This window comes from Tistlia sp. (assembly GCF_040905785.1).
Lineage (GTDB): Bacteria > Pseudomonadota > Alphaproteobacteria > Kiloniellales > DSM-21159 > Tistlia.
The window spans coordinates 6841-26111 of the sequence record NZ_JBBDQW010000045.1 but is presented as its reverse complement, the minus strand read 5'-3'; the positions used below and the strand labels follow the sequence as shown (position 1 = coordinate 26111).

The 19271-nt window shown below is 71.0% G+C and carries 16 protein-coding genes and 2 pseudogenes; 7 read left to right on the top strand and 11 right to left on the bottom strand.

Annotated features, from left to right (window positions below):
- Positions 1-13 precede the first annotated feature (13 nt).
- Both WD341_RS10710 and WD341_RS10705 read right to left on the bottom strand, forming a co-directional pair.
- A complete protein-coding gene (locus tag WD341_RS10710; protein WP_368425441.1) occupies positions 14-1609 on the bottom strand; it encodes a phytoene desaturase family protein in 1596 nt (531 codons plus the stop codon).
- The gene (locus WD341_RS10705) at positions 1606-3213 is read right to left on the bottom strand and encodes a phytoene desaturase family protein (RefSeq protein WP_368425440.1); all 1608 of its coding nucleotides are present in this window, start codon (positions 3211-3213) and stop codon (positions 1606-1608) included. Before WD341_RS10705 ends, WD341_RS10710 begins: the two co-directional genes overlap by 4 nt.
- A gap of 192 nt (positions 3214-3405) precedes the next feature.
- Between WD341_RS10705 and betI the strand changes: the two genes are divergently transcribed.
- The 3 genes from betI (at position 3406) to WD341_RS10690 (ending at position 6922) form a co-directional block, all read left to right on the top strand.
- Entirely contained in the window at positions 3406-4029 is a 624-nt protein-coding gene (gene betI / locus WD341_RS10700; RefSeq protein WP_368425439.1) for a transcriptional regulator BetI, read from the top strand.
- A 38-nt stretch (positions 4030-4067) separates the two neighbouring features.
- The gene (locus WD341_RS10695) at positions 4068-5243 is read left to right on the top strand and encodes an acyl-CoA dehydrogenase family protein (protein ID WP_368425438.1); all 1176 of its coding nucleotides are present in this window, start codon (positions 4068-4070) and stop codon (positions 5241-5243) included.
- Between the two features lie 524 nt (positions 5244-5767).
- Positions 5768-6922 carry a PotD/PotF family extracellular solute-binding protein gene (locus WD341_RS10690; RefSeq protein ID WP_368425437.1) on the top strand — a complete coding sequence of 385 codons (1155 nt, stop codon included), beginning with the start codon at positions 5768-5770 and terminating at the stop codon, positions 6920-6922.
- A 622-nt stretch (positions 6923-7544) separates the two neighbouring features.
- Here the strand turns inward: WD341_RS10690 and WD341_RS10685 are convergent.
- Complete coding sequence (locus WD341_RS10685) at positions 7545-7790, bottom strand: Lrp/AsnC ligand binding domain-containing protein (protein WP_368425436.1); 246 nt, start codon at positions 7788-7790, stop codon at positions 7545-7547.
- Between the two features lie 78 nt (positions 7791-7868).
- Positions 7869-7931 (bottom strand): annotated as a pseudogene (locus WD341_RS10680) (hypothetical protein); the annotation flags it as partial.
- Here WD341_RS10680 and WD341_RS10675 point away from each other — a divergent pair.
- Positions 7925-8299, top strand: a pseudogene (locus WD341_RS10675) (pyridoxal-phosphate dependent enzyme); the annotation flags it as partial. The pseudogenes WD341_RS10680 and WD341_RS10675 sit on opposite strands and share 7 nt — an antisense overlap.
- Before the next feature lie 117 nt (positions 8300-8416).
- Here the strand turns inward: WD341_RS10675 and WD341_RS10670 are convergent.
- From WD341_RS10670 to WD341_RS10640, 7 genes are all read right to left on the bottom strand, one after another.
- Entirely contained in the window at positions 8417-8917 is a 501-nt protein-coding gene (locus WD341_RS10670) for a VOC family protein (RefSeq protein ID WP_368425435.1), read from the bottom strand.
- Positions 8918-8944: 27 nt separating this feature from the next.
- Positions 8945-9679 carry a DUF899 domain-containing protein gene (locus WD341_RS10665; RefSeq protein WP_368425434.1) on the bottom strand — a complete coding sequence of 245 codons (735 nt, stop codon included), beginning with the start codon at positions 9677-9679 and terminating at the stop codon, positions 8945-8947.
- A 29-nt stretch (positions 9680-9708) separates the two neighbouring features.
- Positions 9709-10332 (bottom strand): glutathione S-transferase family protein, encoded by a 624-nt coding sequence (locus tag WD341_RS10660; protein ID WP_368425433.1) that lies wholly within the window; start codon positions 10330-10332, stop codon positions 9709-9711.
- A 312-nt stretch (positions 10333-10644) separates the two neighbouring features.
- Positions 10645-11781 carry an ABC transporter ATP-binding protein gene (locus tag WD341_RS10655; protein WP_368425432.1) on the bottom strand — a complete coding sequence of 379 codons (1137 nt, stop codon included), beginning with the start codon at positions 11779-11781 and terminating at the stop codon, positions 10645-10647.
- Positions 11782-11785: 4 nt separating this feature from the next.
- On the bottom strand, positions 11786-12601 hold the full coding sequence (locus WD341_RS10650; protein ID WP_368425431.1) for an ABC transporter permease: 816 nt from the start codon (positions 12599-12601) through the stop codon (positions 11786-11788).
- Between the two features lie 13 nt (positions 12602-12614).
- The gene (locus WD341_RS10645; RefSeq protein ID WP_368425430.1) at positions 12615-13547 is read right to left on the bottom strand and encodes an ABC transporter permease; all 933 of its coding nucleotides are present in this window, start codon (positions 13545-13547) and stop codon (positions 12615-12617) included.
- Positions 13544-14239 carry a TetR family transcriptional regulator C-terminal domain-containing protein gene (locus WD341_RS10640; RefSeq protein ID WP_368425429.1) on the bottom strand — a complete coding sequence of 232 codons (696 nt, stop codon included), beginning with the start codon at positions 14237-14239 and terminating at the stop codon, positions 13544-13546. The genes WD341_RS10645 and WD341_RS10640 overlap by 4 nt, the downstream gene beginning before the upstream one ends.
- Before the next feature lie 259 nt (positions 14240-14498).
- On the opposite strand from WD341_RS10640, the gene WD341_RS10635 reads away from it, so the two are divergent.
- The 3 genes from WD341_RS10635 (at position 14499) to WD341_RS10625 (ending at position 18928) form a co-directional block, all read left to right on the top strand.
- Positions 14499-15833: an aspartate aminotransferase family protein gene (locus WD341_RS10635; protein ID WP_368425428.1), complete on the top strand. Its 1335-nt coding sequence runs from the start codon at positions 14499-14501 to the stop codon at positions 15831-15833.
- A 93-nt stretch (positions 15834-15926) separates the two neighbouring features.
- The gene (locus tag WD341_RS10630; RefSeq protein WP_368425427.1) at positions 15927-17441 is read left to right on the top strand and encodes an aldehyde dehydrogenase; all 1515 of its coding nucleotides are present in this window, start codon (positions 15927-15929) and stop codon (positions 17439-17441) included.
- Positions 17442-17455: 14 nt separating this feature from the next.
- The gene (locus tag WD341_RS10625; RefSeq protein WP_368425426.1) at positions 17456-18928 is read left to right on the top strand and encodes an aminotransferase; all 1473 of its coding nucleotides are present in this window, start codon (positions 17456-17458) and stop codon (positions 18926-18928) included.
- Positions 18929-19271: the final 343 nt, after the last annotated feature.

The following is a 19271-nucleotide window of genomic DNA, read 5'->3' as shown; positions in this document are numbered from 1 at the left end:
CCTGTCCTTCGGCTCAGCGCCGGGCCCTGGCCGCGGCCAGGGCGGCGCGCGCGGCGTTGGCGCCGGGCCGGCCGGTCACACCGCCGCCGGGATGGCTGCCGGCGCCGCACAGCCACAGGCCCTGGATTGGCGTCGCGTACTGCGCCAGCCCCGGCGCCGGGCGCAGCAGGTAGGTCTGGTCGAGGCCGGTCTCCAGGTGGTGCCAGTGGCCGCCGGGCGCGCCGGTCGCGGCCTCGACCTCGCGTGGGGTCAGCGCCTCGGCCGCCTCGATCGTCTCGGCGAGGCCCGGCGCCAGCTCCGAGAGAGTCGCGGTGGTGTGCTCGATCAGCGCCCGCTTGAGCGCCGCCTCGTCGCGGTTGCGCAGGCGGTAGGGCACGTTGGCGAGGGTCGCGCTGAGGATCGGTTGCGATTCGCTGCCGAGCTGGTGGCTGTCGGCGAGGCCGGGCAGGACGATCTCCATGGCCGGGCGCTCGGCCAGCTCGCCGTACTTGGCGCAGTCGTGGCCGCGCTCGAGGAAGCCGAGGTCGGGGGCGAAGACCAGGCGCGAGCGGCCGAGCGCGCTGGCCGCCAGGCCGAAGTCGGGGACCGCGCCGAGCCGCAGCCAGACCTTGGCGGTACCGCCCTCGCCGCGGGCGTGGCGCAGGCCGCGCACCAGGTCGGCGTCGAGCCGCCCGGCGCCGACCAGCTCCAGCAGGGTCGTCCTGGGGTGCGCGCTCGACAGCACCGTGCGGCAGTCGAGCTCGCTGCCGTCGGCCAGCACCAGGCCGTTGACCCGGCCGTTGTCGACCAGGATCTCGGCGACCCGGGCGCCGGTGCGGATCTCCGCGCCGGCGGCGCGCGCCGAGCTGGCCAGCGCCTCGATCAGCGCCCGCGGGCCGCCGCGCGGCAGGAGGCTCGCGCCGCGCCGCCCGGCCAGGGTGCCGGCCTTGCGCTGCAGCAGCGTGTAGACGGTGTTCGGCGAGCGCGGCCCGAAGCGGTTGCCGAGCACCGAGTCGAAGCCGATCAGGCCCTTCAGGGCGTCGGTCTCGAAGACCTCCTCGACCAGGTCGAAGCTGTTCATGCCGATGATGCGCAGCAGGTCGCGCATGTCGCGCCGGCCGAGCCGCCGCATCGCCCAGCCGAGCCTCAGGTACTCCAGGCGCTCGCTCCAGGCCTGGAAGCGCAGGCTCGGCGGCGTGCGGTCGAGGAAGGGCGCCAGCGCCGCGCTCAGCCGGCCGAGGCGTGCCTCGAAGAGCGGCAGCCGCTCGGCGTCGCGCGGCGAGAAGCGGCCGAGCGAGCGGCGCGTCGCCTCGGGGTCGCTGCCGGAGACGACGAGCAGCTCGCCGCCCGGCAGCAGCGCCACGTCGTCCATCGTCGCGACCGCGAAGGCCAGGCCGTGGCGCTCGAGCTCCAGGGTCCGGACCAGGGCCGGCGACAGCCCGTCGAGGAGGTGCGCCGCCCCGGCCGAATCGAAGCCCTCGCCCGCCGGTCCCAGCGTCGCCATGCCGCCGAGCCGCTCGGCCGCCTCCAGCACCACCACCGAGCGGCCGGCGCGGGCGGCGAGGGCGGCGGCGACCAGGCCGTTGTGGCCGCCGCCGATGACCGCGACCTCGTAGGTGCCGCCGCTCACGCCGCTGCCCCCCGGCCGAACTTGTGTCTCGCATCGGAGAGGATTTCGCGCGCGGCGTTGGCGCCGGGCGCGCCCATGACGCCGCCGCCGGGATGGGTCGAGGAGCCGCACATGTAGAGGCCGCCGAGCGGGCCGCGGTACTGGGCGTAGCCGGGGATCGGCCGGTTGAACAGCAGCTGGTCGAGGGTCAGCTCGCCGTGGAAGATGTTGCCCTCGGTCAGGCCGACCTCGTTCTCCAGGTCCCAGGGCGTGCGCACCCAGCAGTCCAGGACGAGGTCGCGGAAGCCGGGCGAGTAGAGCTCGATCGTGTCGAGCACGGTCTTGCCGAAGGCGTCGCGCTTCTCGGGGGTCCAGGGGCCGTCGGCCAGGGTCGGCGGCACGTACTGGACGAAGACCGACATGTAGTGCTGGCCCGGCGGCGCCATGGTCGGGTCGTAGTGCGTCGGCATGGTGATGTCGAGGAAGGGCTCGCGCGACCACTGGCCGTTCTTCCAGTCGTCGTAGCCGCGCTCCAGGTACTCCATCGACTCGCTGATCAGGATGCCGCCGCGCCGGAGCAGCGGCTCGCCGGCCAGGGCCGGGAACTCGGGCAGGCGCTCGAGCGCGATGTTGAGCTTGCCCGAGGAGCCGCGGATCTTGAAGTTGCGCACCGACTCCAGGAAGTCGTCGGGCAGGTCCGAGGGTGCCGCCAGCTTCAGGTAGGTCCGCTTGACGTCGAGGTTGGAGACGACGCGCGTCGCCCGGATCTCCTCGCCGCCGGCCAGGGCCACGCCCTCGACCCGGCCGTTGCGGACGATCAGCTGCTCGACCTCGGCGCCGGTGCGGATCTCGGCGCCGTGCTCGCGGGCGGCGCCGGCCAGGGCCTCGGAGACCGCGCCCATGCCGCCGACCGCGAAGCCCCAGGCGCCGACGTGGCCGTCGAGGTCGCCCATGACGTGGTGCAGCAGCACGTAGGCGCTGCCCGGCGAGTAGGGGCCGAGCGCGGTGCCGATGATCGAGTTGCCGGCCAGCGAGCCCTTCAGCAGGTCGGACTCGAAGTAGCGGTCCAGGAAGTCGCCGCAGCTCATCGTCCAGAACTGCATGGCCTGGGCCAAGCCGTCCTCGCCGAGCTGGGCGAAGGCCTTCTGCAGCTTGCGCAGGCCGCGCAGGTCCTTGAGGCTGAAGGAGGTCGGGTCGGGCGGCGTCTCGAGCAGCAGCGGCCGGATCATCCGGCACTGCCGGTAGATGTCCCGGTTGAACTCGGCGTAGGCGTCGGCGTCGCGCTGCGAATGCCGCGCGATCGAGCGGCGCGTCTTGGCCGGGTCGTGGAAGAAGCCCAGCGAGTCGCCGTCGCGCGCGATCACCGTCGAGTTCTCGTAGGGGATGATCCGCAGGCCGTGCTTCGAGAGCTCCAGGTCGCGCATGATCTCGGGGCGCAGCAGCGAGCAGACGTAGGAGCAGGAGGAGTAGAGGAAGCCGGCGTGGCGCTCCTCGCTGATCGCGGCGCCGCCGATCTGCTCGCGCCGCTCCAGCACGACCACCTCGAGCCCGGCGCGGGCCAGGTAGGCGGCGGCCGTCAGTCCGTTGTGGCCGGCCCCGACCACGATGGCGTCGTAGCGCTTCATCGGCTGCGCTCCCCTCCTCGCGACCGGCTCCCGGCCGGCCTCCACTTGCGCCGCGGCAGTCTAGGCAGGGGGCCGGGACCTGTCCAGTCGCTGAATGATCCGTCAGTCAAAATATCGACACGAAGGCAAGATTTTTCATTGCCTTAGTAGGTCGCCAGGGGATAGCCTCTCACCGCAATCCAGGAGGCGAGGGTGAGCCAGGAAGCCAAGCGGGACCGGCGCCGTCTGCAGCTGATCGAGGCGACGATCGACACCATCGCCGAGCGCGGCCTGGTCGGCACGACCCTGGCCCAGGTCGCCAAGGCGGCGGGCGTCAGCTACGGCGTCGTCGGCTTCTACTTCCGCAGCAAGGACGCGCTGCTGCGCGCCACGCTCGACCAGCTCGCCGACGACTACGAGGCGGTCGTGGCGCGCGCGCTCGCCAAGGCCGGTCCCTCGGACGCCGCCAAGCTGATCGCGATCCTGGAGGCCGACTTCTCCTCCGAGGTCGCGCAGCGCCGCAAGATCGCCGCCTGGACCGCCTTCTGGTCGGAATCGCGCGCGACGCCGGCCTTCCGGCAGCGCTGCGTCGAGCTGCAGGACGCCTACCTCGCGCTGACCGGCGAGCTCTGCCGGCGCCTGGTCGCGGACGGCGGCCACGACCTCGATCCCGAGGCCGCGGCGGCCGGCCTCAACGCCATGGTCTACGGCCAGTGGATCGAGCTGCAGCTGCGCGGCAGCAAGCTCGGCCGCGAGCAGGCCCGGCGACCCTGCCTGCTCTACCTCAAGGCCCTTTTCCCCGACGCCTGCGCCGGGCTGATCCGCGACGCCGCCTGAGCGCCCCCTCCCAAGCCCGCACCGGAAGAAAACCGCCGATGACCTATCCCCTCTCCGCCGAGCAGCGCGCCCTGCAGTCGCGCGTGCGCGGCTTCGTCGCCCGCTTCCTGATCCCCCACGAGGTCCACGCCGAGCACAGCGACGGCCTCTTTCCCGAGGGCGCCGAGGCGGCGGCCCGCGCCGAGGTCGCGCGGCTCGGCCTCGCCGCCATGAACATGCCGAAGGCGCTGGGCGGCGGCGGGCTGTCCTACCTCGAGCAGGCCCTGGTCTCGGAGCAGATCGGCCGGGTCACCAACGGGCTCGGCTGGCTGGTCACCACGCCGGCGCGCTGCCTCGCCGAGGTCGCGACCGACGCGCAGCTCGAGACCTGGGTCCGGCCGACGATCCGCGGCGAGCGCCACGAGTGCTACGCGATCACCGAGGAGGAGGCCGGCAGCGACGTCGAGGCGATCCGCACGACGGCGCGTCGAGAGGGCGACGGCTACGTCATCGACGGCGAGAAGTGGCACGTCACCAGCGCCAACCAGGCCGACTACCTGGTCGTCCAGGCCAAGCTGGCCGGGGGCGCCAGCGAGGGCGCCCACGCGCTGTTCTACGTCGACCGCGCGACCCCGGGCGTGCGCTTCGTGCGGACGCCGGCCTACACCCACACCTTCGCCCACCACCACCCGATCGTCGCCTTCGAGGGCGTGCGCGTGCCGGCCGGCAACCTGATCGGCGCGGAGGGGCAGGGCATGAGCTTCACCCACGACTGGTTCCGCTACGAGCGGCTGATGATCGCCGCGCGCTGCTGCGGCGCCGCCGAGCGGCTGATCGAGGAGGCCACGGCCTTCGCCAAGGCCCGGGTCGCCTTCGGCCAGGCGATCTTCGAGAACCAGTCGATCCAGTTCATGCTGGCCGACTCCCTGACCGAGCTCTGGGCCGCGCGGCTGATGGTCTACCGCCTGGCCGAGGCGCACGACGCCGGCGAGGACGTCAAGGTCCTGCACGGCCAGTGCTCGATGGCCAAGCTCTACGCCTCTGAGATGGCCAACCGGGTCGCCGACCGGGCGGTGCAGATCTTCGGCGGCCGCGGCTACATGCGCGAGAACGTCGCCGAGCGCTTCTTCCGCGAGCTGCGGGTCGACCGCATCTGGGAAGGTACCAGCGAGATCCAGCGCTCGATCATCGCGGGGCAACTCGCCAAGCGCGGCCAGGAGGCCCTGGTTGGCTAGGGGCGCGGTGCAGAACCACCCCTCACCCTCTCGGTGCCCCTGGTTTCCCCTCGCCCCTTGGGGGAGAGGGAGGGGCCCGCAGCCGTCAGGGCGTGGGAGGGTGAGGGGCGGTCCGGCGCTCGCTCTCCTGCTTCTGCTCGCCCTGCCTGCCGCCGCCGACGAAACCCCGACGCCGCCGGCCGAGCCGGCTCCGAGCTGTTCCGCCTGCACCGGCTCGGCGGTCAAGGCTTGGCGAATTCGCAAGGGCGATCCCAGCCGACCAGCGCCGACCAAGCCGCTGAAGGAAAACGATAAAGAACCAACAAAGTCCGATCTCGCTGAATGATTGGACAATCAAACGGGGCTGTGCCAGACTCCTCGTTTGGGAGGAGCACGAGCGACGATCCGCCGTCAGAATGCGGGCGCGCCTCGTGCCAGGGGATGAACCGCGTGCCTGCGCCGATGCCCTCGGCGCGCCGCCGGAGTGACCCGGCGGCGGCTTTCCGGCTTCGACCGGCGGGCACGAACCAACCGGGAGGCTGCCGATGACCGAGAACAGCAACACCGACAATCCTTCAGCGCGGAACCGTTCGGTTCCGCGTGCCGGCGCGCTCTCGCGCCGCCGCTTCAACAGCCTGATGGCCGGCACCGGCCTCGCCGTCGGCGGCTTGGCCGCCGGCGCGACGGCGCTGCTGCCGCGCCCGGCGCAGGCGGCCGTCGACCTGACCGTCTTCGAGTGGTCGGGCTACGACGATCCCTCGATGTTTCCGGAGTTCGTCGAGCAGTACGGCGACCAGCCGGCCTTCGCGATCTTCGCCGAGGAGGAGGAGGCCTACCAGAAGCTGCGCGCCGGCTTCCAGGTCGACCTCGCCCATCCCTGCACGCTCTCGGTCGGCCGCTGGCGCGATTCCGGCCTGCTGAAGCCGATCGACACCAGCCGGATCCCGCGCTGGAGCGAGATCCCGGCCTCGATGCTCGAGGCCAAGGGCATCAAGGCGGACGGCGAGATCTGGTTCATGCCCTTCGACTGGGGCAACTCGACGATCATCTACCGCCAGGACGAGCTGCCCGACGCCCGGCAGTCCTACGAGATGCTGCTCGATCCCAAGCTGCAGGGCCGCGTGTCGATCTTCGATTCGGTCGACGAGGCCTTCGTCATCGCCTCGGGCATCCTGGGCTACGACAGCCACATGGACCTCAGCGACGAGCAGATCGAGAAGTGCACCGAGGTGCTGCGCGAGCTGCACAAGAACGTGCGCTTCTACTGGGGCGACCCGACCGCGCTGCAGCAGTCCATGGCGGCCGGCGAGGTCCTGGCGGCCTGGGCCTGGACCGACTCCTACCTGGCGCTGAAGGGCGAGGGCGTGGACGTCAAGTTCATGTTCCCCGAGGAGGGGCTGTCGACCTGGATGTGCGGCATGGTCATGACCGAGGACGCGCCCGGCGACGAGAGCCAAGCCTACGACTACCTGAACGCCATGCTCGATCCCGCCGTCGGCAAGGTGCTGATCGACGACTGGGGCTACGGCCACAGCAACGCCGGCAGCTACGAGCTCGCCGAATCGGAGCTGGCGATCGAGCTCGGCCTGACCAGCGACCTCGACAAGTTCCTCGAGGGCACGCGCTTCCAGGGCGAGATCGACCCCGAGCGGCGCGAGAAGATGATCGAGATCTTCGAGACCGTGAAGCTCGGCGGCTGAGGCCGCCGCCGATTCCTGCGACCGGCAGGGGCCGGCCGGGGTTCGCCCTCGGCCGGCCCTTTTTTCGTCGCGGGCGGCCCCGACGGCGCAGGCTGCCGCTTCCCCCTTCGTCATTCCCGCGAAAGCGGGAATCCATAGGGAGGAACCGCCGGCACAGCCCCCCTGGCGTCCGCGCGCGCCGCTTCGTCCTCTGGATCCCCGCTTTCGCGGGGATGACGGGAAAGGGGGCGGGGATGACGGGCTGGGGGGACGACGGCCTGGGCGATGACGGCCTGGGTGACGACCGCCAGGGGGGCACGACGGCCTGGGGGCACCGCGGGTCCGCCCCCTTGTTCGTCATTCCCGCGAAAGCGGGACTCCAGGACGCGGAGCCACCGGCGTGCCCATTCCCGTCATTCCCGCGAAAGCGGGAATCCATAGGGAGGAACCGCCGGCACGGCCCCCCTGGCGTCCGCGCGCGCCGCTTCGTCCTCTGGATCCCCGCTTTCGCGGGGATGACGGGAGAGGGAGCGGGGATGACGGGAGAGGGCGCGTGGACGGCGGCCTGGGTGGACGACGGCCTGGGCGGACAACGGCCTGGACGGATTACGGCCTGGGGGGACGACGACCGGACCGGCCCGTCTCAGAAATCCAGCGGGCCGGACTCCTTGACCTCCTTCATGACGAAGAAGGTGCGGGTCTGGCGCACGCCGGGCAGGGCGATCAGGCGCTCCGCGCGCAGCTTGCCGAAGGCCTCGACGTCCTTGACGCGCATCTTCAGGAAGTAGTCGAAGTCGCCGGCGACCAGGTGGCACTCCAGCAGGAAGGGCAGGGCGCGCGCCGCCTCCTCGAAGGCGGCGAAGGATTCCGGCGTCGAGCGGTCCAGCACGACGCCGACCAGCGCGAGGCCGCCGCGCCCGACCTTGGCCGGGTCGACCAGCGCCGTGGTGCGCAGGATGTAGCCCTCGCGGAACAGCCGCTGGGTGCGCCGGTGGCAGGCCGAGGCCGAGAGCGCGACCCTGCGCGCCAGCTCGGCGCGCGCTCGGCATCGACACCGGCGCCGACCTGGCGATGACCCGCCAGGCGGTGACGCGCAGCGCCCGGGCGACCGCCGAGGCGATCGGCGTGACCCGGGACCTCGGCAACGACGAGATCGAGGTCGAGGGCGGCTTCTGCGGCCCGGCCTACGGCGTCCCCGACGCGACCACGGTGGCGGCGATCCGCCTGGGTGCCCGGCTCGAGGCCATGCTCACCGACCCGGTCTACGAGGGCAAGTCCCTCGCCGGCCTGATCGGCCTCGCCGAATCCGGCGCGCTGCCGAAAGACGCGCGCGTGCTCTACGTCCACCTCGGCGGCGCCCCGGCGCTCGACGCCTACCGCCAGGCCTTCGAGGGGTAGGCAGACGGCGCCGGCGCCGTCACGCCCCTCGACAGGCTCGGGACGAAGCGGAAAGAGGCGCAGACCTTCGCTTCGTCCCGCGCCCGTCGAGGGGCGTGGGTGCCCGGTCGCGGCCGCTCAGCCGCCCTCGTAGGCCTGCTGCAGGGTCGCCAGGTCCAGCTTCTTCATCTGCAGCAGGGCCGTCATGGCCCTGCCGGACCTTTCGGCGTCCGGGTCGGAGAGCATGGCCAAGAGCGGCTCGGGCACGATCTGCCAGGACAGGCCGAAGCGGTCCTTCAGCCAGCCGCACTGCTGGGCCTGCTCGGGACCGCCCTGGCCCAGGCGGTCCCAGAAGAAGTCGACCTCCTCCTGGCTCTCGCAGCGCACGACCAGGGAGATCGCCTCGTTGAAGGTGAAGTGGGGGCCGCCGTTGAGCGCGGTGAAAGCCTGCCCGGCGAGGCGGAAGCTCACGGTCAGCACCGTGCCTTCCGGCCGGCCGTGGACCTCGAAGCCTTCCTTGCCGTAGCGCGTGACCTGCTCGATCCCGGACTCGGGAAAGATTGAGACGTAGAGCTCGGCCGCCTGCTCCGCCTGGTCGTCGAACCACAGGCAGGGCGTTATCTTCTGCAGGATCGCCACGGGATGGTCCTTTCGCGCCGGCCGCCGTCAAGCGGCGCTGCTGCAGCCCTCGGCCGCCGTGCCGTACTCGTCGTGGCGCCGCACCCAGTCCATGATCTCGGTCTCATTGCGGCCCTTGGGCGTCATGTCCAGGTAGACGAAGGCGCCCGTCGCCTCCTCGTTGCCGCGCGCGTAGCTCGAGTAGGTGTGGAAGACCTGACCGGCCTCGTCCCGGTAGAAGACGCTGTGCCCCGGCAGCTCGGAGTGCTGGTACTTGGGGTCCTCGAGCATCTGGAAATTGTAGTAGATGCTGCCCTCGGCGAGCTCCTCCTCGGTGAAGGAGACGTGGAAGTCGTAGTTGAAGTCGCTGCCGTGGGAAGAGACCCAGGGGGCCTTCCAGCCCATGCGCCGCCGGTAGGCCTCGAGCTCGGCGAGCGGCGCGCGCGAGACGCGGACGTAGGCGGCGTCGTGGTTCTCCAGGTGGACCAGGGCGCCCTCGGCGTGGTCGGCCTCCAGCGAGCAGCTCGGGCAGCCGGCGGGCCAGCCGGGCCCGAACATGAAGTGGTGGACGATCAGCTGGCTGCGCCCGCCGAACAGCTCGCCGAGCGTGCGGCGGCCGCCCGGCGCCTCGAAGACGTAGGTCTTGTCGACCCTGACCCAGGGCAGCGCGCGGCGCTCGGCGGCGACCAGGTCGCGCATCCGCGTCAGCGCCTTCTCGTTCCTCAGGTGCGCCTTGCGCGCCTTCAGCCATTCCTCGCGGGTGACGATCGTCTGCTGTTGCATGGTCTGTCCTCCGGAATCCGGACGTGGGGTCAGGCCGCGGCCGCGGCCGCCGGGAAAGGCTCGCGCCAAGCCGGAAAGGCGCAGAGTCGGTCGTGCCAGCGCCGGACCTCGGCGAGGTCCTCGACCGGAATGTGCGCCTCCTCGGCGTAGGGCAGGGCGATGGCGACGGCGAAGTCGGCGATGCTCGGCGTCTCGCCGACCAGCCAGCGCCGGCCCTTCAGATGCTCGTCGAGGACGGCGGCGTACTTGCGAACCTGACCCTGCGCCTCCTCGACCTTGGCGGCGTCGGGGCTGCCGAGGCCGAAGGGGCCCTTGATCAGGTACTCGAAGTAGAGGCTGCCGGCGTGGCGGTTGAAGTGCTGGGCGCCCCAGCTCAGCCAGCGGATCACCTCGACCTGGCGCTCGTCGCCTGGCCAGAGCTCCGAGCCGGCCTCGCGCGCCAGGTGGCACATGATGGCGTCGGCCTCCCAGATCGTCCGCCCTGCGGTCTCCAGCACCGGCACCTTGCCGTTCGGATTGAGCGCCAGGAACGGCGGCCGGTACTGCGCGCCGGCGCCGAGGTCGACGCGCACGTACTCGACCGGCGACTCCAGGTAGCGGGCGACCGCGCAGGCCTTCCGGGGGCTGAGCGTCTCGGCGTAGTAGAGCTTCACGGGGGAATCTCCTTGCGGTCTGTGTCGCGAAGGAAGGTTGATATCAACGTGATCGGACAATGTCAACCGGGGAGGGCCTCGCTGGCGCTCCCGCTCTGCGCCCTTTTCCCGTCATCCCCGCGAAAGCGGGGATCCAGAGGACGCTGCGGTCTACACGGACCGTCGGCCGCCCTCGCACAGGTCGCCTTTCTCTGGATCCCCGCTTTCGCGGGGATGACGGAAGACAGGGCGGGGATGACGGTGAAGGGGACGGCGCGGCGAGGTGCGGGAAGATACAGTGTCGGCGGGGTTCTCACGCACCCCGCGCCGGCCTCACTCCGCGGGCAGCAGGATCGGGCCGCGGCGCTGCCAGGACAGCCAGACCGGTTCGCCGGACTGCAGCCAGCCTTCGGTCTCGCGGTCGACGTTCTGGGCGGCGACGGCGACCGGTCGCTCCACGCCCGGCAGGTTGACGTAGTAGTGGCTGCGGTCGCCCAGGTAGCTGGCGGCGGCGATGCGGCCCTCGACGGCGCCCTCCGGCGCGCGCTCGGCCGAGGCGGCGATCGACAGCTTCTCAGGCCGGATCGCGAGCAGCACCGAGGCGCCGGCCGCGAAGCTGCCGGCCTCTGCCCTCAGCGTGCCCAGCCCCTCGGCCTCGACCACGGCGTCGTCGGCCTCGCGCCCGCGCACCTGGCCCTTCAGGAAGTTCATCGAGCCGATGAAGGCGGCGACCTCGGCGCAGGTCGGGCGCTCGTAGAGCGTATGGGGGTCGGCGACCTGCAGCACCCGCCCGGCCGACATGACCGCGATGCGGTCGGACATGGTCAGCGCCTCCTCCTGGTCGTGGGTGACGAACACGAAGGTGATGCCGAGCTGCTCCTGGAGCTGGCGCAGCTCGATCTGCATCTCCTCGCGCAGCTTCTTGTCGAGCGCGCCGAGCGGCTCGTCGAGCAGCAGGACCTTGGGCCGGCAGACCAGGGCGCGGGCCAGGGCGACGCGCTGGCGCTGGCCGCCGGAGAGCTGGTCGGAGGCGCGCGCGGCGTAGCCCGGCAGCTTGATCATCGCCAGGGCTTCCTCGACCCGGCGCTTCAGCTCCTGCTTCGGCAGGCGCTCGCGGCGCAGGCCGTAGGCGATGTTCTGGCCGACGTTGAGGTGCGGGAAGATGGCGTAGCTCTGGAACACCATGTTGGTCGGCCGGCGGTGCGCCGCGACGGCGGCCATCGGCTGGCCGTCGATCAGGATCTCGCCCTCGCTCGGGCTCTCGAAGCCGGCGAGCATGCGCAGCAGGGTGGTCTTGCCGCAGCCCGAGGCGCCGAGCAGCGAGAAGAACTCGCCGCGCTCGATCGACAGGCTGACGGCGTCGACCGCGACGACGCTGCCGCCGAAGCGCTTGGTCACCTTCTGGATGTCGATGAAGCGGGCGGGATCGGTGGCCCCGTTTGCCGCCGGTGCGATCTGGGAAGACGTCATGGTCCTAGCTCCACATGCCGGGGCCGGCCCTGACCTGGCCGCGCCGGCGGATCCATTCGGCGGCGACGACGAGCACGGCCGAGACGACGAGGATGCAGGCGCCCAGCGCCAGCACCGTCGGCAGGCGCTGCGGGAAGCGCAGTTGGCTCCAGATGAAGACGGGCAGGGTGGTGTCGGTCGCCGAGAGGAAGAAGGCGATGATGAACTCGTCGAAGGAGATCGTGAAGGTCAGCAGCAGGCTGGCGACGACGCCGGGCAGGATCAGCGGCAGGGTGACCCGGAAGAAGGTCGCGACGGCCCCCTCGCCGAGGTCGAGCGAGGCCTCCTCGAGGTTGCGGTCGAAGCCCTCCATGCGGCTCATCAGCACGGCGATCGCGAAGGGCAGGCAGATCAGCGTGTGGCCGATGACCACCGAATGGGTGCCCAGGCCCAGGCCGATCTGGTTGAGCAGGATCAGCAGCGAGACGCCGACGATGATCTCGGGCAGCACCATCGGCAGCATGACCACGCCCAGGGTCGGGCGCTGGCCGCGGTAGCGGTAGCGGGTGAAGGCCTTGGCGGCGAAGATCGCCAGGCCCGTCGCCAGGGTCGAGGAGATCAGCGCGATCTCCAGGCTGTTGCGAAGCGCCTCGTGCAGCCGCTCGTCCTCCAGCAGCGTGCCGTACCAGCGCACCGTCCAGCCCTCGATCGGAAAGGCGATGTAGATCGACTCGTTGAAGGAGAAGAGCGGCAGGAACAGCACCGGGACGTAGAGGAAGGCGAGGTAGAGGAAGGCGTAGCCGGCCCGGAAGCCGCGGCCCTGGCGCGAGATGCTGCTCATGGTGCGGGGGCCCTCACGCGATCCTCGCCGTCGCCCGCTTCGAGAACCAGACGAAGAGGCAGGCGATCAGGGTGACGGTCAGCATCGAGGCGATCGAGAGGGCCGCGCCGAGCGGCCAGTCGTTGGCCTTGCTGAACTGGGTCTGGATCAGGTTGGCGATCATCAGCCCGCTGGGCCCGCCGACGAGGGTCGGGGTGACGTAGTCGCCGACGGTCGGGATGAAGATCACGATGGCGGCGGCGATGACGCCCGGCATCGACAGCGGGAAGGTGACCCGCCAGAAGCGCCTCAGCGGCCCGTCGCCGAGATCGGTCGCGGCCTCGAGCAGCGAGCGGTCGATCTTCTCCAGGCTGACGTAGATCGGCAGGATCGCGAAGGCCGCCCAGGCGTGGGCCAGGGTCAGCACGACGGCGAAGGGATTGTAGAGCAGGAACGACAGCGGCTCGTCAATCAGGCCGAGCCAGGCGAGTCCCGAGTTCACGACGCCGTCGTAGCCCAGGATGATCTTCCAGGCGAAGACGCGCAGCAGGTAGCTGGTCCAGAACGGCAGGGTGATCAGCACCAGCCAGACCATCTTGTGCCGGCTGACGTCGAAGGCGACGTAGTAGGCGAGCGGGTAGGCCAGCAGCACGGTCAGCAGGGTGACCAGGCCGGCGATCAGGACCGAGCGCAGGAAGACCGTCAGGTAGATCGTCCGCTGGGCGATCTTCTCGTAGTTGGCCAGGGTCAGGTCGGTGTCGAGGGTGACGTAGTCCTGGGTCCAGAAGCTGAACAGGACCAGCAGGGCGAGCGGCACCGCGAGGGCCGCGACCACGAAGGAAAGCGCCGGCAGGCTGAGGCACCAGCCCCGGATCGCCTCGCTCTGCAGGTAGCCGCGCCGCCAGCGGCTCCGCCAGCCGCCGGCGGCGGGCGGCACGGCGCTCGCGGCGAGGGCGCCGTCGCTCACCGGCGCCCTCCGGTCGCCGCGGCCGGCGCCCGCGCCGCCTCCGTCCCGGCCACTGCGGGCAGCGCGAAGTGGGCGGGAAAGAGCGCGGCCAGGTAGGTCCGGCAGGTCCGCTTGGCGGTCTCCCGCTCGAAGGTCGCGGGCGCCAGCAGCAGCTCCAGCCAGAGGCCGTCGATCATGCAGCGCAGGCCCTTGGCGGCGACCGCCGGCTCGACCGCATAGCCGCCCTCGGCGACGATCTCCGCGGTCAGGCCCTCCATGGCTGCGGCGAAGTCGGTGTCGGCGCGCGCGCAGACCTCCATGTAGGTCGGCCGCGATTTCGACTCGCCCCAGAAGGCGTACCAGACGGCGATCTTCTTGCGATTGCAGACCTGCGGGTGGAAGTCGGCCTCGAGGATGGCGTTCAGCTTGCCGGCGGCGTCCAGGCCGGGCCGGGAGATCGCCTTCATCCAGAAGGTCCGGTACTCCTCGGTCAGGTGGCGCAGCGTCGCGACGAGCAGCTGCTCCTTGCTCTCGAAGTGGAAGTTGACCAGGGAGCGGGAGACCTGGGCGCGCGCCGAGACCTTGTGCAGCGTCGTCTCGGCGAAGCCGCTGGCGGCGATCGAATCGACCGTCGCCGCGATCAGCTGCTGCCGCGTGACTTCCTTCTTCTCGGCACGCTTGAGCGGCTGTGCGGGGGCGGCGCGTTGGGGCATCCGGTTATCCCAACCTGGTCCATGTGTCGGGGGAAGCGGCGCTCGGCGGAGCCCAGTCCGGGAGCCGCCAGGCGCCTCCCAGGGGCGGCCTCCAGGCGGCCCGCCCTGATCTAATTCCCTGTTATCGCGCTCATACTGCGCAAGGCCGGGACGATATGAAAGAATTATTTTGATCGAACAGTCGTTCGACGTTTCGCTGGACAGACGTTCAGCGAGTCCCCATTATCAGAGGATCCGAAACGACTCGTGGAACAACATCATGCAGCGCAAGCTGGAGCGGTCCCGCGCGCATTTCCGCCAGGCCGCGAAGCGGCTGCCGCTCGGCGTCGCCTCGAACTTCCGCTACTGGGGCGACGACGACACCTTCTACATCGAGCGCGCCGAAGGCGGCCGCCTGTGGGACATCGACGGCAACGCCTACATCGACTACCGACTGGGCTACGGTCCGACCATCCTGGGCTACTGCGACCCGCGGGTCGACGCCGCGGCGATGGAGGGCATGCGCCAGGGCTCCGTCTTCGCGCTCTCGACCGAGCGCGAGCTGGCGGTCGCCGAGCGCATCTGCAAGATGGTGCCGGCGGCCGAGATGGTGCGCTTCTCCTGCTCCGGCACCGAGGCGGTGATGGCGGCGCTGCGCGTCGCGCGCGCCTTCAGCGGCAAGGACGGCTACGTCGTCGCCGAGGGCGGCTACCACGGCGTCTTCGACGCCGCGCTCTGGACCACCGACATGGAGGGCTGGAGCGGCCAGGGCGATCCCGAGCTGGTCGCCTACAGCGAAGGCGTGCCGGGCATCCTGCGCAGCCTGGTCTGGCAGGTGCCGCTCAACGACGCCGACCGGCTCGAGGACCTCTTCAAGCGCAAGGCGGACAAGATCGGCGCCCTGCTGATCGAGCCGATCCAGGGCAACTGCTGCGCGATCTCGGCCGATCCCGCCTACATGAAGGCGGTGCGCGAGCTCTGCACGCGCTACGGCGTCGTGCTGATCGTCGACGAGGTCAAGACCGGCTTCCGGGTCGCGCGCGGCGGCGCCCAGGAGATCTACGGCATCCAGGCCGACCTCTGCACCTACGCCAAGGCGATGGGCAACGGCTACCCGATCTCGGCGCTGGCCGGGCGGCGCGACATCATGTCGATCATCGGCCAGACGGTGGTCCACGGCGGCACCTTCACGGCCCATGCGGTCTCGCTGGCCGCCGCCGAGAAGACCCTGGAGATCCTCGACGAGACCGACGCCCTGGCGACCATCGCCGGCTACGGCGAGCGCCTGCGCGAGGGCCTGGCCGGCGTGCTGGAGGCGCGCGGCATCCCGCACTGCTTCGTCGGCCACCCGGCGCTCTCGGGCCTGTTCTTCTCGGAGACGCCGCCGGCCGGCTACCGCGACTGGAAGACCAGCGACCATGTCTTCTACGATACCCTGGCGCCGCTGCTGGTCGACCGCGGCGTGCTGATCGAGCCGGACTCGCGCGAGCCCTGGTTCATGTGCGAGGCCCATGCCAAGGGCGGCTGCCTGGAAGAGACCCTCAAGGCCTTCGCCGCCGCGGTCGACGCCACGCTGGAGCAGCTCGGCGACCGCGGCCAGAGCGCGGCGGAATAGCCGGCCGCGCTGGCGGTCCCCTCGCTTCATGGTGAGCCTGTCGAACCATGAGGCGTGGGCGCCAGGCCGGCGAACAAGGAGGAAGGAACGGCAATGCGACTAGAGGAACTGGACAAGCTGGACCGCAAGGGCTGGGGCACGCTGGCCGAGGGCCTGCAGCTGCGCACGCGGCTCTTCATCGACGGCGAGTTCGTCGAGGCCGCCGACGGCGGGCGCTTCCAGACGATCAACCCGGCGACCGGCGAGGTGCTGGCGGAAGTCTCCCGCGCCCGCGAGGCCGACGTCGACCGCGCCGTCGCGGCGGCCCGGCGCGCCTTCCGCTCGGGCGTCTGGTCGCGGATGGCGCCGCGCGAGCGCATGGCCGTGCTCTACCGCTTCGCCGACCTGATCGAGGCCAACGCCGGCGAGCTGGCGCTGACCGACACCCTGGACATGGGCAAGCCGATCTCGGACATGGTCGGCATCGACCTGCCCTCGGTGGTCGAGACCTTCCGCTACTTCGCCGAATGCATCGACAAGGTCGAGGGCAAGGTGACCGCGACCGAGTCCGACGTGCTGCACTACGTGCTGCGCGAGCCGCTCGGCGTGGTCGGGGCGATCTCGCCCTGGAACTACCCGATGCTGATGGCGGTCTGGAAGATCGCGCCGGCCCTGGCCGCCGGCAACACCGTGGTGCTGAAGCCGGCCGAGCAGGCGCCGCTCAGCTGCCTGCGCCTGGCCGAGCTGTTCGTCGAGGCCGGCGGCCCGGCGGGCGTGCTCAACGTCCTGGCCGGCTACGGCGAGGACGCGGGCCGCGCGCTGGCCCTGCACCCCGACGTCGCCAAGATCACCTTCACCGGCTCGACCGAGGTCGGCAAGAAGATCCTGACCTACGCCGGCGAGAGCAACATGAAGAAGGTCTCGCTGGAGTGCGGCGGCAAGACGCCCCAGCTGTTCCTCGGCGACCTGCCCGACCTCGAGCGCGCCGTCGAGGCCGCCTACAACGGCATCTACGCGAACATGGGCGAGGTCTGCAACGCCGGTTCGCGCCTGCTCGTCGACGGCCGGATCCACGACGACTTCGTCGCCTGCTTCGTCGAGAAGGGCCGCGAGGCCTATCGGCCCGGCGACCCGCTGGATCCCGCCACCACCATGGGCCCGCTGGTCACCGCCGAGGCGCAGCAGCGCGTGCTCGGCTACGTCGAGGCCGGCAAGGGCGAGGGCGCCGAGCTGCGCTTCGGCGGCGTCGTGCCCGAGGGCCTGGAGCGGGGCGCCTACGTCAGTCCCGCACTCTTCACCGGCGTGCGCAACGACATGCGCATCGCCCGCGAGGAGATCTTCGGACCGGTCGCCTCGGTGATCCGCTTCGACGGCCTGGAGCAGGCGGTCGAGATTGCCAACGACACGATCTACGGCCTCGCGGCCTCGGTCTGGACCCGCGACCTCGGCACCGCGCACCGCCTGGTCCGCGACCTCGAGGCCGGCGTGATCTGGGTCAACTGCTTCGACGAGGGCGACATGACCCAGCCCTTCGGCGGCTACAAGCAGTCCGGCAACGCCCGCGACAAGTGCTTCGACAGCCTGCTCGAGTACACCCAGACCAAGTCGGCCTGGTTCCGCCTGTCCTGAAGGAAGCAAGAGACATGACCGTGGCAAAGAAGGCCGAGACCGCCGAGCACCCGGGCGCGCAGCCGGCGGAGCGACCCGGCAGCACGGGCGGCACCGAACTGGGCGCCAACGCCGTGGCCGCGCTCGAGAGCCTGGCGACGCGCCACCTGGTGCAGCCCTGGGAATCCCTGGAGCACCTGGGCGAGGAGGCGCGCACCCTGCTGACCGGCGCCGACCGCATCTACGTCCAGGACGCCAAGGGCAACCGCCTGCTCGACGGTCCGGCCGGCATGTGGTGCATGCAGGTCGGCTACGGCCGCCGGGAGATCGCCGAGGCCATGGCCGAGCAGGCCATGAGCCTGGCCTACAACTCGCCCTGGTACTCGACCAGTCCGGTCGCCGCCGAGCTGGCCGGGCGCATCGCCGAGATGACGCCGGGCGACCTCGACCACGTCTTCTTCACGACCGGCGGCTCGACCGCCGTCGATTCGGCCCTGCGCTTCGTGCAGTTCTTCAACAACTACCGCGGCCGGCCCGAGAAGAAGATCATCCTGTCGCGCGGCGGCGCCTACCACGGCAGCACCTTCCTGTCGGCCTCCTGCTCGGGCAAGGAGCGCGACCGCAACTTCTTCGACTTCGCGACCGACCGGGTCGTCCATCTCTCCGCGCCCCATCCCTACCGCCGGCCCGAGGGCATGAGCGTCGAGGGCTTCTGCGACTTCCTGCTCGAGGAGATGGAGGCGAAGATCCTGGAGCTCGGCCCCGAGCGCGTCGCCGCCTTCATCGCCGAGCCGATCCTGGCCTCGGGCGGCGTGCTGATGCCGCCGGAGGGCTATCACCAGCGCGCCCAGGCGCTGTGCCGCAAGTACGACATCCTGACCATCGCCGACGAGGTCGTGACCGCCTTCGGCCGCCTCGGCCACTGGTTCGCCAGCGAGGCGGTCTTCGGCTTCGTCCCCGACATCGTGACCTTCGCCAAGGGCGTGACCTCGGGCTACGTGCCGCTCGGCGGCTTCGCCATCTCCAGCAAGGTGATCGAGCAGATCAGCGGCGCCGCCAACAAGGGCTCGGTCTACGCCAACGGCTACACCTACTCGGGCCACCCGGTGTCCTGCGCCGCGGCCCTGGCCAACATCCGGATCATCGAGCAGGAGGGCCTGCTGGCGCACGTCCGCGAGATCGCGCCCTACTTCCAGGCGCGGCTCAAGGAGCTCGAGGAGCTGCCGCTGGTCGGCGAGGTCCGCGGCATCGGCCTGATGGCCTGCGTCGACTGCGTCGCCGACAAGGCCAGCCGCAACCCGCTGGCCCTCGACAAGGAGGTCGGCGCGCGCATCGACGCCCACTGCCAGGAGCTCGGCCTCGTCGTGCGGCCGATCTACAACATGTGCGTGATGTCGCCGGCGCTGATCATCGAGAAGCCGGAGATCGACAAGCTGGTCGAGATCCTGCGCAAGGGCATCGAGCTGACCCAGGACGACCTGGAGCGCGAGGGGCTCTGGCACCGCTGAGGGGAGGCCGCGGCGGCGTCGCCCCTCACCCGCCTCGCTGGCGCTCGGCACCCTCTCCCTCAAGGGGCGAGGGTTACCTTTCCCCTCGCCCCTTGAGGGAGAGGGAGGGGCCCACGCGCAAGCGTGGGAGGGTGAGGGGTGACGCCCGCACCGGCGGCATGCTAGGCCGCGCTGCGTCGCGACGATGTCGCGGCGGGACGGGACGGGCGCTTCGGCGCCCGTTACTTCGTCGGCTACCGCCGGCGGCGGGGCGCCTCTTGGCGAGCTTCGTCCTTCGACAGGCTCAGGATGAAGCTCGCCAAGAGGCGACGGAAAGGCCGCAGGGGTGCTGGGGTGGGGGGGG

Excerpts from the sequence above, each read along its gene's own strand:
- WD341_RS10705 (WP_368425440.1), bottom strand. The coding sequence starts at position 3,213 with ATGAAGCGCTACGACGCCATCGTGGTCGGGGCCGGCCACAACGGACTG.
- WD341_RS10695 (WP_368425438.1), top strand. The coding sequence starts at position 4,068 with ATGACCTATCCCCTCTCCGCCGAGCAGCGCGCCCTGCAGTCGCGCGTG.
- WD341_RS10690 (WP_368425437.1), top strand. The coding sequence starts at position 5,768 with ATGACCGAGAACAGCAACACCGACAATCCTTCAGCGCGGAACCGTTCG.
- WD341_RS10665 (WP_368425434.1), bottom strand. The coding sequence starts at position 9,679 with ATGCAACAGCAGACGATCGTCACCCGCGAGGAATGGCTGAAGGCGCGC.
- WD341_RS10655 (WP_368425432.1), bottom strand. The coding sequence starts at position 11,781 with ATGACGTCTTCCCAGATCGCACCGGCGGCAAACGGGGCCACCGATCCC.
- WD341_RS10650 (WP_368425431.1), bottom strand. The coding sequence starts at position 12,601 with ATGAGCAGCATCTCGCGCCAGGGCCGCGGCTTCCGGGCCGGCTACGCC.
- WD341_RS10640 (WP_368425429.1), bottom strand. The coding sequence starts at position 14,239 with ATGCCCCAACGCGCCGCCCCCGCACAGCCGCTCAAGCGTGCCGAGAAG.
- WD341_RS10635 (WP_368425428.1), top strand. The coding sequence starts at position 14,499 with ATGCAGCGCAAGCTGGAGCGGTCCCGCGCGCATTTCCGCCAGGCCGCG.
- WD341_RS10630 (WP_368425427.1), top strand. The coding sequence starts at position 15,927 with ATGCGACTAGAGGAACTGGACAAGCTGGACCGCAAGGGCTGGGGCACG.
- WD341_RS10625 (WP_368425426.1), top strand. The coding sequence starts at position 17,456 with ATGACCGTGGCAAAGAAGGCCGAGACCGCCGAGCACCCGGGCGCGCAG.